Raw genomic sequence first — 14,228 nt, forward strand, 5'->3', positions numbered from 1 at the left:
AGGCATGGCGTGTTGGCGGTCCTGGGCTTCGTGGGCACCCTGGCCCTGGTCACCGGCCTGATCCACCTCTACCTCTGGAGGCGGCTCGTCCGGGACACCACCCGCCCCGGCCGCTGGCGGCGGATCGGCACGGTCAGCGCGCTGGTGCTGGCGCTGCTCGTACCGGTCACCATGGCCGGCACCCAGGCCGGCCTCTACTGGCTCGCCTGGCCCGGATACCTCTGGCTGGCGGTGATGTTCTACCTGCTGGTGGCCCTGGTCGCCCTGGAGGTGCCGATGCTGGTGACCCGGCTGGTGCTGCGCCGCCGGGTCGTCGCCGCCGAGCCGACCGCCGCCGCGCCGGAGCCGGCCCTGGTGGGGGCCACCGGCACCGCCGACCCGCCGGCCGCCGAGGCGGTGGGGCAGCCCGACCACGACCCGGCCCGGCGGCTGCTGCTGGCCCGGGGCGCGGCGATCTTCGCCGGGCTCACCGCGACCGGTGTCACCGGGTACGGCATCCGCACCGCGCTCGGCCCGCCCCAGCTCGACCGGGTGCAGATCCCGCTGGCCAAGCTCCCCCGGAGCATGGACGGCCTGCGGATCGCCACCGTCTCCGACATCCACCTCGGTCCGTTGCGCGGCCGGGCGCACACCGAGCGGATCGTGGCCGCCATCAACCGGCTCGACGCGGACCTGGTCGCGGTCGTCGGCGACCTGGTCGACGGCAGTGTCGCCGAGTTGGGCGAGGCCGCCGCACCCCTGCGCGGCCTGCGCTCCCGCTACGGCAGCTACTTCGTCACCGGCAACCACGAGTACTACTCCGGCGTCGAGGAGTGGGTGCGGGAGCTGGACCGGATCGGCCTCCAGGTGCTCCAGAACGAGCGGTTGGAGATCACCGCGCGGGGTGGGGTGCTCGACCTGGCCGGGGTGAACGACCCGGCCGGCGAGGGCGGCACCGGGCTGGCCGCCGGGCCGGACTACGTCGCCGCGCTCGGCGACCGGGACCCCTCCCGACCGGTGGTGCTCCTGGCCCACCAGCCGGTGGCCGCGGTGGAGGCCGCGACGTTCGGCGTGGACCTGCAACTGAGCGGGCACACCCACGGTGGGCAGATCGTGCCGTTCAACCTGGCCGTCCGGCTCCAGCAGCCGGTGGTCTCCGGGCTCGGCGAGGTGGACGGCACGAAGGTCTACGTGACCAACGGCGCGGGCTTCTGGGGCCCGCCGGTACGCGTCGGCGCGGAGCCCCAGATCACCCTGGTCGAACTCCGCTCCCGCTGATCCCGCCGGCTACGGCGGTGGCCGGTAGCTGCGGCTGACGATGACGCGGACCTTGCGCAGCGTCGCCTCGGGGTCGTTCACCGCCTCCCGCCATCGTTCGACCAAGGCCTGGAGTTCGTACACCCGGGCGCTGAGCTGGGCGATGGTCCGCTGCGCCGACACCAGCTCGGTACGGGACTCCACCATCTCCCGCTCCAGTTCGAGCAGACGCGCCCGCAACGGCTGCACCAGCGTCAACGCGGCGTCGGTGAGCGTGTCCGCAGCGTCGGCCTTGAACTTGCCCCGTTAGAAGATGACCGCCACGATCGCGCTCAGACCGCCGAGACCACCCACGACCCCGAGCACGGAGAGCAGCACCTGGACCCACTGCGGCGCGTTCGGGACGCTCGGGGTCGGCCCCTCGGTCGGCGTCCTCACCGCGTCCGCCCGAGTGGTGACTCGCGCTCCACCTCCCGACCGTTGCGAGACAGCCGGCGGAGCACAAGCACGATCTCCACGGAACGCCAGACCGAGCCGAGGGCGACCGCGACGATGAACGACGTGGCGGGGATCGCCTGTCGACCCGCGGTGGCGGAGAGGGCGACCACGTACATCCCGGTCACCGTGGCGAGGATGAGGACGGCGGCCAGTTCGATCCCGAGCCGGGTGGCGCACCGCCCCGGCCAGAAGATGCCCAGCAGTCCGGTCAGACCCGCGACCAGCAGGCCGGCCGCCCAGCCCGTCTGCACCAGATCCGGCATGGCCTGCTCCACCGAGGGGGGCCGGACGTCCAGCGCCACCAGCAGGGCGCCGCAGATCGGCGCCACCAGGAGTACCACCGTCTCGAACGGACGGATGCGTGTCTGGTCGAGGATTCTTCCCACCGCGTCTCCTCCGGCCCCTGGTGGATCCGCCGGACCGGTTTCCCGCCACCACGGGTTCGGCCCTGTCCGCCAGGGCCCGGAGAAATCCGCCAGGTCGCCACCGCTGCTCTCATCGTCCGTTCCTCTGCATGGATGGCTCATGACAGCAGGCCGGTCGTCACGGCAGCGTCACCCTCGGCGGCCGGACGACGATGGGACGGCTGGCCTCACGAGGATTACCCACGTCACCGCCGCGCGTGGCGGGAAGCGGGCCTCCAACCGGGCGTGACAGGATGCGGCGTGCCTCCGTTCAGCGCCGCACCCTCCGGTGGCCCCTCGCCGTTCGTCGCGGACCTGCACATCCACTCGAAGTACTCGCGGGCGTGCAGCCGCGACCTGACGTTGCCGAATCTGGGCTGGTGGGCCCGGCGCAAGGGCATCGGCGTGCTCGGCACCGGCGACTTCACCCACCCCGCCTGGTACGACCACCTGCGGGAGACCCTGCACCCGGCCGAGCCCGGCCTGTACCGGCTCGGTCCCGAGGCCGAGCGGGACATCGCGCGCCGGCTCCCGCCCCGGCTGTCCGACGCGGCCGAGGCGGACCCGGTCCGGTTCATGCTCAGCGTGGAGATCTCCACCATCTACAAGCGGGGCGACCGGACCCGCAAGGTGCACCATCTGATCTACCTGCCCGACCTGGACGCGGTGGCCCGGTTCAACGCCGCCCTCGGCCGGATCGGCAACCTCGGCTCGGACGGCCGCCCGATCCTCGGGTTGGACTCCCGGGACCTACTGGAGATCACCCTGGAGGCGAGCCCGGACGGGTACCTCGTCCCCGCGCACATCTGGACGCCGTGGTTCTCCGCGCTCGGCTCGAAGTCCGGTTTCGACGCGATCGCCGACTGCTACGCCGACCTGGCCGGCCACATCTTCGCGGTGGAGACCGGGCTCTCCTCCGACCCGGCCATGAACTGGCGGGTGGCCAGCCTCGACGCGTACCGGCTGGTCTCCAACTCGGACGCCCACTCGCCGCCCGCGCTGGCCCGCGAGGCGACGGTCTTCGCCACCGGGCGGGACTACTTCGCCATCCGGGACGCGCTGCGGACCGGCGACGGGCTGGCCGGGACGATCGAGTTCTTCCCGGAGGAGGGGAAGTACCACGCCGACGGGCACCGGGTCTGCGGGGTGAACTGGTCGCCCGAGCAGACCCGGGCGGCCGGCGGGCGTTGCCCGGAGTGCGGCAAGCCGCTCACCGTCGGCGTGCTCAGCCGGGTCGAGGAGCTGGCCGACCGGACCGAGGGGCACCGCCCGGAGCAGGCCCGAGACGTCACCCACCTGGTGCCGCTCGCCGAGATCCTCGGCGAGATCAACAAGGTGGGTCCCCGCTCGAAGAAGGTGGAGGGGAAGCTCAACGACCTGGTCGCCGGCCTCGGCCCGGAGTTGGAGATCCTGACCACCTCCCCGCTGGACGAGATCCAGCGGGTCGGCGGGGAACTGCTCGCCGAGGGGATCGGCCGGCTCCGGCGGGGCGAGGTGCGCCGGGTGCCGGGCTTCGACGGCGAGTACGGGGTGATCACCCTCTTCGACCCCGCCGAGCTGGGCGCGGACGGCCGGTCGGGCGGGCAGGAGACGCTGTTCGACGTACCGGTGCCGAAGCAGCGGTCGCCGAAGGAGCCGCCGGCCGCGCCCCGGGCCAAGAGCCCGGCGAAGGCCGAACCGAAACGGCGGCCGGCACGCGAGGCGGCCGTGCCCGCCCCGCCGATCGCGCCCCCGCCCTCGCCACACGAGCCGTTCGAGCCGATGCTCGCCGGGATGGAGGAGGTCGGCACCGGCCTGCTGGACCGGCTGGACGCCATGCAGCGGGTGGCCGCCTCCGCGCCGGGCGGTCCGCTGCTGATCGTGGCCGGGCCGGGCACCGGCAAGACCCGGACGCTGACCCACCGGATCGCCTACCTCTGCGCCGAGCTGGGCGTCTTCCCGGAGACCTGCCTGGCGATCACCTTCACCCGGCGGGCCGCCGAGGAACTGCGGCACCGTCTCGACGGGTTGCTCGGCCCGGTCGCGGAGGACGTCACCGTCGGCACGTTCCACTCGCTCGGGCTGACCATCCTGCGGGAGAACGCCGAGGCGGTGGGGCTGCCGGGGGACTTCCGCATCGCCGACGACGCGGACCGGACGGCGGCCCGGACCGAGGCCGGCGAGGATGCGGCCGCCTACACCGCCCTGCTGCGCAAACAGCAACTCGTCGACCTGGACGAGCTGCTCACCCTCCCGGTCGAGCTGCTGCGCGGCGACCGGAGGCTGGTGCAGCGGTACCGGGACCGGTGGCAGTGGATCTTCGTAGACGAGTACCAGGACGTCGACGCGGTCCAGTACGAGCTGCTGCGGCTGCTCAGCCCGGCGGACGGCAACCTCTGCGCGATCGGTGACCCGGACCAGGCGATCTACTCGTTCCGGGGCGCGGACGTCGGCTACTTCCTCCGGTTCTCGCAGGACTTCACCGACGCCCGGCTGGTGCGGCTGAACCGCAACTACCGTTCGTCCGCCCCGATCCTGGCCGCGGCGGTGCAGGCCATCACACCGTCCTCGCTGGTCCGGGGACGCCGGCTGGACCCGGCCCGCCTGGATCCGGAGGCGCCGCTGGTCGGCCGCTACCCGGCGGCCACCGTCGCCGACGAGGCCGACTTCGTGGTACGGACCATCGACGATCTGGTCGGCGGCCTCTCCCACCGGTCGCTGGACTCGGGCCGGATCGACGGGCGCAGCTCGACGGTGTCCTTCTCCGACATCGCCGTGCTGTACCGCACCGACGCCCAGGCGGCCCCGATCGTGGACGCCCTGGCCCGGGCGAACATCCCGGTGCAGAAGCGCTCACACGACCGGCTGCGGGACCGGCCGGGCGTGTCGGCCATCGCCCGCGAGCTGCGCCACGCCGACGGGCTCGACGGGGCCCTGCCGGCCCGGGTACGCCTGGTCGGGCAGGTTCTCGCCGACCGGTTCGCCACGCCCACCCTGGACTCCACCGGCTCGGTCCGCCCCGAGGACGTCCGGACGGCGGTGGACCTGCTCACCCCGCTGGCCCGGCGCTGCGGCGACGACCTGCCGCTGTTCCTCTCGCAGCTCGCCACCGGCGCGGAGGTCGACGCGCTCGACCCACGCGCCGAGGCGGTCACCCTGCTCACGCTGCACGCCGCGAAGGGCCTGGAGTTCCCGGTTGTCTTCCTGGTCGGCTGCGAGGACGGGCTGCTGCCGCTGCGTTGGCCCGGCTCCAGCCCGGACGAGGACGACGTCGCGGAGGAGCGGCGGTTGTTCTTCGTCGGGCTGACCCGCGCCCAGGACCGGCTCTACGTCAGCCACACGGGCCGGCGGGTCCGGCACGGGTCGGAACGTGACTGCCGTCCGTCGCCCTTCCTCGACGTGATCGACCCGGGCCTGTTCGAGCGGCTCGGTGGCGCGGAGCCGGCCCGGCCGAAGAACCGTCAGCTCCGGCTCATGTGAACGGTCGGGCCGCTGGCCGGCCCCTCCGGACGGTGAGCGGCCCGCCGCCCGCGTCCGCCGAAGCATTGCGTGGGGCGTGAGCGGAGAGGCCGGTCACGCTACCGTGACCTGGGCCGCGGCGTCCTCCGTGGGGTCCGGCCGCCCACCATTCGTGCCCAGGAGGCGAGCATGGCGAACTACGGACCACCGGGTGCGAACGGCCCGGAGCCGTGGCACGGGCGACCGCCCGACGAGTCGTACCCGTGGCGCGGCGACCGCCGCTACGGCGACGACCCGCCGCAGCCCGGCCACCAACCGTGGGCCGACGACGACCCGCAGGGCTCGGGGTACCCGGTCGGGGAACCGGCGTACCTGGGCGACGAGCCGGAGCGCCATCCCTCGCAGCCGACCGACCCACGCCGGCGTTCCGGCGGTCGGGGCCGGATGGTCGCGGTGCTCGCCGTGCTGGCGCTGCTGGTGCTCGGCGGCGGCGCCACCCTGTTCTATCTCGCGGGCACCGACCGGGCCGACCCGCCGCCGGTCACCGCGCTGCCCTCGGCCACGACCGCCCCGACCGGGCAGCCCTCGGGACAGCCGGACGGCTCGGCGGACGTCTCACCGAGCGCCCTGGCGCCCGAGTCGTCGGCAGATCCGCGCTTCGCCAGGGCGGGACAGTGCGTCCGCAACGCCGGACCGGCCGACGGCCGGCCGAAGCTGCTGGTCACCGAGTGCGCGCCGAAGACCTACGAGGTGCTGCGCCGGTTCGACGGGGCGACCAGTGGCGAGAAGGACGCCGAGGCGAAGTGCGCCGCCGTCGACGGCTACACCGACTGGTACTTCTACAACAGCGAGCTGGACACCCTCGACTTCGTGCTCTGCCTGAAGCTGCGCTGATCCCGGCCGGGGTGGCCGGAGCCGCACCGGGTGGCAGCCCGCCGGTGACCGATCACAGAAACTAGGGCTGTCTAGCGTGGGCGCTAGACAGCCCTAGTTTCCGCTCGATCCGGCCGCCCGGCGAGACACGCCGATGCCGTCCTCTATGTATGTCTAGCTGCGACGCTAGACGGCCCGATACGGTGCGAGACGTGGATCCGGTCCGCAACCCGTACGCCCCGGGCGCCGGGCAGCGTCCCCCCGAGCTGGCTGGCCGGGGGCGGGAGCTGGACGTCTTCGACATCGTCCTGGAGCGGATCGCCCGGGGCCGCCCGGAACGGAGCCTGATGCTCACCGGGCTGCGTGGGGTGGGCAAGACCGTCCTGCTCAACACCCTGCGGTCCCAGGCCATCGGACGACTCTGGGGCACCGGCAAGATCGAGGCGCGGCCGGACCAGTCGGTACGCCGCCCGGTGGCGGCGGCCCTGCACATGGCGGTCCGGGAACTCGCTCCCCGGCACCGCGCGCCGGAGCGGATCGACGCCTTCCTCGGCGTGCTCAAGGCGTTCGCCCAACGGGGTGTGTCCGTCCCGGCCGGACGCCGGGCGGCCGGCGCGCCGCGTCTGCGGGACCGCTGGCAGCCGGGGATCGACGTGCCCGCCGCCAGCGGCCGGGCCGACTCCGGGGACATCGAGATCGACCTGGTGGAACTGCTCACCGACGCCGCGAGCGTGGCTGCCGACGTCGGCACCGGCATCGCGGTCTTCATCGACGAGATGCAGGACGTCGGTCCGGAGGACGTCAGCGCCCTCTGCGCCGCCTGCCACGAGCTGTCCCAGCTCGGCGCACCGTTGATCGTGGTCGGTGCCGGGCTGCCGCACCTGCCGGCGGTGCTCAGCGCCGCCAAGTCCTACTCCGAACGGCTCTACCGCTACCAGCGCATCGACCGGCTCGACCGGATCGCCGCCGACCAGGCGCTCTGCGCGCCGGCCGCGCGGGAGGAGGTGGAGTACGAGCCGAAGGCGCTGGACCTGCTCTACGAGTCCTCCGGCGGATACCCCTACTTCGTCCAGGCGTACGGGAAGGCCACCTGGGACCATGCGCCCCGCTCGCCGATCACCGCCGCCGACGTCCGGGTGGCCGCTCCCGAGGCCGAGGCGGAGCTGGCGGTGGGCTTCTTCGGGTCCCGCTTCGAGCGGGCGACCCCGGCCGAGCGGGAGTACATGCGGGCGATGGCGACCCTGTCCCGGGTCGACGCGGACGTCGGCGAGGCCCGGGACGACATGGACGCGGCGGTGCCGACCGCCGAGATCGCCCGGGCCCTGGACCGGAAGCCGGCCAGCCTCTCCCCGGCCCGGGACGCGCTGATCAAGAAGGGGCTGATCTACTCCGGGGAGCGGGGCACGGTGGCGTTCACCGTTCCCCACTTCGGCCGCTACCTGCGGACCCAACCGGGCTGACGGCCACCGTGGTTCAGACCCGGGACCAGGGGGGTGGGAAGACCACCTCGCCCCGGGGCACCGCGGCCTCCCCGCTGACGGTCGGCGGCAGCACCAGGGACTGCCACGGCTCGCCCAGGCCGGACCAGGGGCTGGACAGTCCCATCCGGTCCGCCCGGTCGAACCCGAACCGCCGGTAGTACGCCGGGTCGCCGAGCACCACGACCAGCCGCTCGCCGAGTTCCGTGGCCGCCTCCAGGGCGGCCTGCACGACAGAGGTGCCGAGGCCGATCCGCTGCCGGTGCGGCGCCACCGCCACCGGCCCGAGCACCAACGCCGGGAACTGGCCGGGGTCGACGTGTACCCGGGTCAGCAGGGCGTAGCCGGCCACCTCACCGCCGTACTCGGCGACCATCGCCAGTTCGGGGAGCCAGGCGTCGCCGCCGCGCAGCTCGTCGGCCAGCCGCACCTCGGGCGGGACCGACACGTCGGGGCGGGCGAAGGCCCCGGCGAGCACCCGCCGGATCGGGTCGACGTCGGCGGGGCCCTCGGGTCGCAGCCGCAGCGTGGTCACCCCGGCGACGTTACCCGGTCGGGCCGGTCCACCCGGGACGGACCGTCGACCGGCGTGCCGCCGTACCGTCCCCGTGCGCGTGGCGCGCCCCGACACGTCCGGACGGGACTTGCGGGCAGATCGACGGTTGCAGCCATGATCGTGGCCGACACGGGGTATGACTGACCCATGAAACCCGTACGTTCCCTCGCCCGTGTCCTGATGAGCGGCATCTTCCTGGCCAGCGGCGTCCAGCAGCTGCGCAACCCGGGGCAGTTCACCGCGCAGGCCAAGCCGGTCACCGACCGGATCACCCCCCTGCTCGAGCAGACCGGTGGGAGCCTGCCCAGCGACGCCGAGGCGCTGGTCCGGGCCAACGGCGCGGCGCAGCTGGCCGGCGGGCTGATGCTCGCCACCGGCCACCTCACCCGGCCTGCGGCGCTGCTGCTGGCCGGCTCGCTGGTGCCGACCACCCTCGCCGGCCATCCCTTCTGGAGCCGGGACGACCCGGCGACGCGCACCAACCACCAGGTGCACTTCCTGAAGAACCTCGGGTTGCTCGGCGGGCTGCTGCTCGCCGCGGCGGACACCGAGGGCCGGCCGAGCCTGCGCTGGCGCGCCGGGCACCGGATCGGCCACTCCCGACGTTCCGTGCAGCGCGCCGTCCGGACCGCCCGGCGGGAGACGCGGCTGGCCGTACGGTCGGCGGCGGCGGCCCGCCGGCTCCCCGGCTGACGGCGTCCCCTGACGTCCGGCGCACGAAGGGCCGACAGCCCGGCTGAGCAGGCCGGGCACACCCTCCTTCATGGCCTCACCCCCCGCTAAGGCCACCAATCACCTGAACCCCCCGCGAGGCGTTAACGCGGTGGAAACGTCAAAAGCTGGTGTGGGATCGGACACGGTCGCATAACGCGGGAGGCATCAACGTGAGGCACCGTTCTAGGCTCCGTACGGGACCTGGACGGGCAGGACGAAGTTGGTACGGGGGTGGCCACGCCATGCCGGCGACCGTCGGGAGACGGGCGGACCGTCTCGCCCCTGTGCGCCGTGCAGCCCGTGGGCTCGACCGCCGGGCGGCCGCACGCCTGGGGATCGTGGCCGCCGCCTGGTACGGCGCGTGGCTCGCCGTCGGCGCGTTCGGCCGACCGTACAACTTCTTCGACATGAAGATCTACCACGGCGCGATGGTCTGGTGGGTCAACGGCAACGAGTTGTACGACTTCATCGCCCCCGACACCACCTTGGGTTTCACCTACCCGCCCTTCGGCGGGATGGTCATGCTGCCCATGGCGCACCTGCCGGTCGGGGCCGCCGGCTGGCTGAACGCCCTCGGCAGCACCGCCGCGCTGGCGGTCGTCCTGGCCGGACTGCTCCGGCCGGTCGTCGACCGGATCGGGCAGTCGCTCTGGTTCGTGGTCGCGGTCGCGGTGCCGCTGGCCGTCGCCATCGAGCCGGTCCGCGAGACGCTCGGCTACGGCCAGGTCAACCTGCTGCTCTTCGCGCTGATCACGGCGGATCTGCTGGGCCTGCGGTGGCGGTCCCGGCGGGGCACCCGGTACCGCAGGGACGACGGTCCGCTGCGCCGCTTCGTGTTCAGCGGCGTCTGGGCCGGTGCGGGCATCGGGCTGGCCACCTCGATCAAGCTCACCCCGGCGCTGTTCATCGTCTACCTGCTGATCACCCGGCAGTGGCGGGCCGCCGCGACCGCGACCGGTACCGCGGTCGGCGTCACGTTGGGCATGTTCACGCTGGCCGGCACGGAGTCCCGCGCGTACTTCACCCGGGTGCTCTGGCAGACCGAGCGGGTCGGCGCGGCCGACATGACCCCCAACCAGTCGCTGGCCGGGCTACTGGCCCGGCTCTACGACTCGATCGAGACGCCCGGGTTGCTCTGGCTGGCGTTCGCGGTGCTGGTGCTCGCGCTCGGCCTCTCCCGGGCGGCCAACGCCCGTGCCGACGGCGACGAGCTGACCGCGTTCACCCTGGTCGGGCTCACCACCAACGTGATCAGCCCGATCTCCTGGACGCACCACCTGGTCTGGGTCATCCCGGCGATCGTGGTGCTGGCCGACGCCGCGCTGCGGCGACGGGAGGCGAGCCGGGGTCCGTTGCAGCGGTCCGGGCCGGCATCGTCGTACGGTGGCCCACCCGGGGTCAACGGCCTGCGCCCGCCGATCTGGTACCCGACGATGACCGGGTTCCGCCACGGAGCCGTCGCCGTCCTGCTCTACCTGCTCTTCCTGGTCTCGCCGATCTGGCCGTACGAGCACCAGCTCCCCGAGGTGTCGCACTACGCCGACGGACTGTTCGGCGCGCTGATGGAGAACTCGCTGGCGCTGGCGCTGATCGTGCTGGTGGCGGCCCTGCCGTGGCGGCCCGGTGCCGAGCCGGCCTTCTACGCCGAGCGGCGGGGCCGCCCCGACCTGGCCGCCCGCCGCTGACCGTCGTCTCGGCGCGCCGGTCGGCCTCCCGCCCGGTCAGGGGCAGTTGACCCACTCCTCGGTGCCGTCGGCGAAGACCTGCCGTTTCCAGATCGGCAGCCGCGCCTTCACCTCGTCGACCAGACGGGCACAGGCGGCGAAGGCGGCCGCCCGGTGGGCGGTGCTCACCGCCGCCACCAGAGCCGCGTCCCCGATCTCCAGAGGACCGATCCGGTGCGACACGGCGACCGCGTACACGTCCGGGTCGGCCGCGACCTCGGCGGCGACCGTGCGGAGCACCTCGGCAGCGCTGGGGTGCCCCTCGTACTCCAGCGCGTCCACCGACCGGCCGTGGTCGTGGTCGCGGACCACACCCAGGAAGGTGACCACCGCACCGGCCCGCCGGTCGGCGACCGCCGCCTCGTGCGCGGCGACGTCGAGCGGCGCGGTGGTGACCTCGGCGATCACCGTGCGACCGGCGGCCGGCTGGGCGGTCACGACGGACGCTCCCCGGGCAGCAGTGGCAGCGGCACGACCGGTACGCGCGCCCCCGCCTCCCCGGTGGTGTCCGGACGGATCACCGCGAACCCGTCCGCGCCGGCCAGCCCGCGCAGCATCGCGGAGCCGACGTGGTGGACCGGGTGGGCGGTGCCGGCCGCGGCGTCCAGCCGGACCAGGGCCAGGTGGGTGTAGGAGCCCCGACCCCGGATCGGCTCGGCCAGGGTGGCGGACGGCAGCACCGGCATCGGTCGGCCCTGGAGTCCGGCGAGCAACGGTGCCACCAGGGAGACCAGCGCGACGATCGCCGACTGCGGATTGCCGGGCAGTCCGGCGACGAAGCGGGCCCGGCCGTCGTCGCCGACCAGCCGGGCCAGGAGCATCGGGAAGCCGGGCCGGACCGCCACCGTGTTGACCACGTAGTCGGCACCGAGTGCCTGGAGGGCGGGGTGCAGGTGGTCGACCGGCCCGTGCATGGTCCCGCCGGTGGTGCAGACCAGGTCCGCACCGGTCAGGGCGGCGCGCAGGGCGGCCACGTGGGCCGGGAGCGTGTCGGCGACCGGGCCGACGACGTCGGCGGGGCGCACCTGGCAGCCGTACCGCCGCAGCCAGGCCGGCACCGCCGGGCCGAGCGCGTCACGGACCCGGCCGGCGGCGGGCGGGCCGGTGGTGAGCAGTTCGTCGCCGAAGACGATAAGCGCGGCCCGGGGTGGCCGGCGGACCGGCAACGAGTCGTGGCCGCAGGAGGCGGCCAACCCGATCAGCCCCGGGTCGACCGGGGTGCCGGCGGGCAGGAGTTCCTCACCGGCCCGGGCCTCCTCGCCGGTCGGCCGCCACTCGGGGGCGGGTCGGGGCGTGCCGTCCACCCGGCCGTCGGCGGTGCGCGTGGAGTCCTCGATCCGCAGGATGGCGGAGGTGCCCTCGGGCACCATCGCGCCGGTGGCGATCTCGACCGTCGTACCGTCCCCCGCCAACGGCTCCGGGGCGCTGCCGGCGAGGACCCGGCCCACGACCCGCCATGGTCCCGGCCCGCGCACCGCCCAGCCGTCCACGCTGGAGGTGGGAAAGGCGGGCAGGTCGGTACGGGGCGTCAGCGGCTCGGCGAGGGTGTGGCCGTCGGCCTCGGCGAGCGGCCGGGTGACCACGGGGAGCGCGGCGGCCAGGCCGACCGCGTAGACCCGGGCGCGGGCCTCCTCCCAGCGGGCCGGCGGGGGTGCGCCGGTCGGCTCCCCGACGGCGGTGGACCCGGTCGACTCACTGCGCACGCTCACGCGGACCACCCTATCGGGGTGCGGAGAGGGCCGGCGCGCGTCCCGGTGGGGCCAGTCAGTGGTCGCCGCCCCGCAGCTGGTCGACGGTGTGCGCGAGGATCGGACCGAGCACGGCCAGCCCGTCCCGGGCCCCGCCGGTGGAGCCGGGGAGGTTCACCACCAGGGTCCGTCCGGCCACCCCGGCGAGCCCCCGGGAGAGCACCGCGGTCGGTACGGTGGCCCGGCTGTGCGCGCGGATGGCCTCCGCGATGCCGGGGATCTCGTGGTCGAGGACCGCCCGGGTGACGTCCGGGGTCCGGTCCGTGGGGGTGACTCCGGTGCCGCCGCTGGTCAGCACGACGTCGACGTCGTCGGCGACGGCGGCTCGCAACGCCTCGCCGACCGGCTCCCCGTCGGGCACCACCACCGGGCCGTCGACCGCGCAGCCGAGGTCCCGCAGGCCGGCGACGAGGATCGGGCCGCTGGTGTCGGCGTACACCCCGGCGGCGGCACGGTTGGACGCCACGATCACGCGGGCCCGGATCACGGCCGGTCCTCCGGCCGCCGCCAGTCGCCGGTCTTACCGCCCTCCTTGCGGAGTACGCGTACCCCGTCGACGGAAGCCGCCGGGTCGACGGCCTTGACCATGTCGACCAGGGCGAGCCCGGCGGTGGCGACCGCGGTGAGCGCCTCCATCTCCACGCCGGTCCGGTCTGCGGTCCGCGTGGAGACGGTGATCTCCACCGTGTCCTCGGTCAACTCGAAGTCCACGGTCACCCCGTGCAGGGCGATCGGGTGGCAGAGCGGGATCAGGTCCGGCGTCCGCTTGGCGCCCATGATGCCGGCGAGGCGACCCACGGCGAGCGCGTCGCCCTTGGGCAGGCCGTCCCGCCGGAGCAGCCCGATCACCTCGGGCGTGGTCCGCAGCCGACCGGCGGCCACGGCCCGGCGGCCGGAGACCGGTTTGGCGGAGACGTCGACCATGCGGGCCGCGCCCGCCGGGTCGAGGTGCGTCAACTGCGCGGGATCGGTCACGCCGGTGAGCCTAACCCCGCCACGACGCCCGGCGCGGTCACCCGGGCGGCACATGGCGACGGTGGACTTGCTCACTCCCGGTGGGCTTTCCAAATGCCTGGGCATTCCCCGAAGATGCACAGCAAAGGCGTCCACGAACCGGTGGCGCCACGGACCCGACCACTCCCCGATGACCGCGCCACGATTACTCTCCGTTCCTCGGGCAATTCCGGAGGACCAGAAGTGCCCACAATGACCGTCATTGGCGAGTCACGTCGACCGACTTCTTCCGCCCGAGTGACCATCCGGTCACCGAAGGATCCACCGGAAGGGCGGGTCCACCCCGCCACCCCGCCGGTGTGCAATCGGCGGCGACAAGCGACAGTTTGAATGCGCAGCGAAAGCGGCTCGCGCCGCTCCGTTCATCTTGGATGGACAGAAAGTAACAAAAGGTCGGACTCTTAACTAATGTTGCATATAGCGACATTTATCGTACCTAAACTGCCATACCCTTGCCTAGGCTGCACCTGGAGCAGGCAGGAGCCGGCCCCGTACCGGGGCGGAGGGGCAGAAAGGGTCGGGCCATGCGTGGCAGCGAGTGGGAG

14 protein-coding genes are annotated in these 14,228 nt (G+C 73.8%); 6 read left to right on the forward strand and 8 right to left on the reverse strand.

Features of this window, described 5'->3' with window-relative positions:
• Positions 1-9: 9 nt before the first annotated feature.
• Positions 10-1,257: a metallophosphoesterase gene (locus tag GA0074694_RS06425; RefSeq protein ID WP_091453900.1), complete on the forward strand. Its 1,248-nt coding sequence runs from the start codon at positions 10-12 to the stop codon at positions 1,255-1,257.
• A gap of 9 nt (positions 1,258-1,266) precedes the next feature.
• Here GA0074694_RS06425 and GA0074694_RS32630 read toward each other — a convergent pair whose 3' ends face one another.
• The 3 genes from GA0074694_RS32630 to GA0074694_RS06435 are packed head-to-tail and all read right to left on the reverse strand — an operon-like array spanning position 1,267 to position 2,120.
• Entirely contained in the window at positions 1,267-1,494 is a 228-nt protein-coding gene (locus GA0074694_RS32630; protein ID WP_245714565.1) for a hypothetical protein, read from the reverse strand.
• A 48-nt stretch (positions 1,495-1,542) separates the two neighbouring features.
• Positions 1,543-1,674, reverse strand: a complete 132-nt coding sequence (locus GA0074694_RS33550; RefSeq protein WP_281189709.1) for a hypothetical protein — start codon at positions 1,672-1,674, stop codon at positions 1,543-1,545.
• Positions 1,671-2,120: a hypothetical protein gene (locus GA0074694_RS06435; protein ID WP_091453904.1), complete on the reverse strand. Its 450-nt coding sequence runs from the start codon at positions 2,118-2,120 to the stop codon at positions 1,671-1,673. The genes GA0074694_RS33550 and GA0074694_RS06435 overlap by 4 nt, the downstream gene beginning before the upstream one ends.
• A 279-nt stretch (positions 2,121-2,399) precedes the next feature.
• On the opposite strand from GA0074694_RS06435, the gene GA0074694_RS06440 reads away from it, so the two are divergent.
• The 3 genes from GA0074694_RS06440 to GA0074694_RS06450 all read left to right on the forward strand — a co-directional run bounded on the left by GA0074694_RS06440 (position 2,400) and on the right by GA0074694_RS06450 (position 7,909).
• Positions 2,400-5,597 (forward strand): UvrD-helicase domain-containing protein, encoded by a 3,198-nt coding sequence (locus tag GA0074694_RS06440; RefSeq protein ID WP_091453907.1) that lies wholly within the window; start codon positions 2,400-2,402, stop codon positions 5,595-5,597.
• A 351-nt stretch (positions 5,598-5,948) separates the two neighbouring features.
• Positions 5,949-6,470, forward strand: a complete 522-nt coding sequence (locus GA0074694_RS06445; protein WP_176737932.1) for an LppU/SCO3897 family protein — start codon at positions 5,949-5,951, stop codon at positions 6,468-6,470.
• Positions 6,471-6,661: 191 nt separating this feature from the next.
• Complete coding sequence (locus tag GA0074694_RS06450) at positions 6,662-7,909, forward strand: ATP-binding protein (protein WP_091453913.1); 1,248 nt, start codon at positions 6,662-6,664, stop codon at positions 7,907-7,909.
• Positions 7,910-7,922: 13 nt separating this feature from the next.
• Here GA0074694_RS06450 and GA0074694_RS06455 read toward each other — a convergent pair whose 3' ends face one another.
• The gene (locus GA0074694_RS06455; protein ID WP_091453916.1) at positions 7,923-8,462 is read right to left on the reverse strand and encodes a GNAT family N-acetyltransferase; all 540 of its coding nucleotides are present in this window, start codon (positions 8,460-8,462) and stop codon (positions 7,923-7,925) included.
• 168 nt (positions 8,463-8,630) lie between these two features.
• On the opposite strand from GA0074694_RS06455, the gene GA0074694_RS06460 reads away from it, so the two are divergent.
• The gene (locus GA0074694_RS06460) at positions 8,631-9,176 is read left to right on the forward strand and encodes a DoxX family protein (RefSeq protein WP_091453921.1); all 546 of its coding nucleotides are present in this window, start codon (positions 8,631-8,633) and stop codon (positions 9,174-9,176) included.
• Between the two features lie 263 nt (positions 9,177-9,439).
• Entirely contained in the window at positions 9,440-10,882 is a 1,443-nt protein-coding gene (locus GA0074694_RS06465) for a glycosyltransferase 87 family protein (protein WP_091453923.1), read from the forward strand.
• A 36-nt stretch (positions 10,883-10,918) separates the two neighbouring features.
• Here the strand turns inward: GA0074694_RS06465 and GA0074694_RS06470 are convergent, their stop codons facing one another.
• From GA0074694_RS06470 to moaC, 4 genes are all read right to left on the reverse strand, one after another.
• On the reverse strand, positions 10,919-11,359 hold the full coding sequence (locus GA0074694_RS06470) for a molybdenum cofactor biosynthesis protein MoaE (RefSeq protein ID WP_091453927.1): 441 nt from the start codon (positions 11,357-11,359) through the stop codon (positions 10,919-10,921).
• Positions 11,356-12,624: a molybdopterin molybdotransferase MoeA gene (locus GA0074694_RS06475; RefSeq protein WP_091458761.1), complete on the reverse strand. Its 1,269-nt coding sequence runs from the start codon at positions 12,622-12,624 to the stop codon at positions 11,356-11,358. The genes GA0074694_RS06470 and GA0074694_RS06475 overlap by 4 nt, the downstream gene beginning before the upstream one ends.
• A gap of 61 nt (positions 12,625-12,685) precedes the next feature.
• Positions 12,686-13,156 (reverse strand): MogA/MoaB family molybdenum cofactor biosynthesis protein, encoded by a 471-nt coding sequence (locus GA0074694_RS06480; RefSeq protein ID WP_091453930.1) that lies wholly within the window; start codon positions 13,154-13,156, stop codon positions 12,686-12,688.
• Positions 13,153-13,644, reverse strand: a complete 492-nt coding sequence (gene moaC / locus GA0074694_RS06485; protein WP_091453933.1) for a cyclic pyranopterin monophosphate synthase MoaC — start codon at positions 13,642-13,644, stop codon at positions 13,153-13,155. The genes GA0074694_RS06480 and moaC overlap by 4 nt, the downstream gene beginning before the upstream one ends.
• Positions 13,645-14,228 lie beyond the last annotated feature (584 nt).

This window comes from Micromonospora inyonensis (assembly GCF_900091415.1).
Taxonomy (GTDB): Bacteria; Actinomycetota; Actinomycetes; order Mycobacteriales; family Micromonosporaceae; genus Micromonospora; species Micromonospora inyonensis.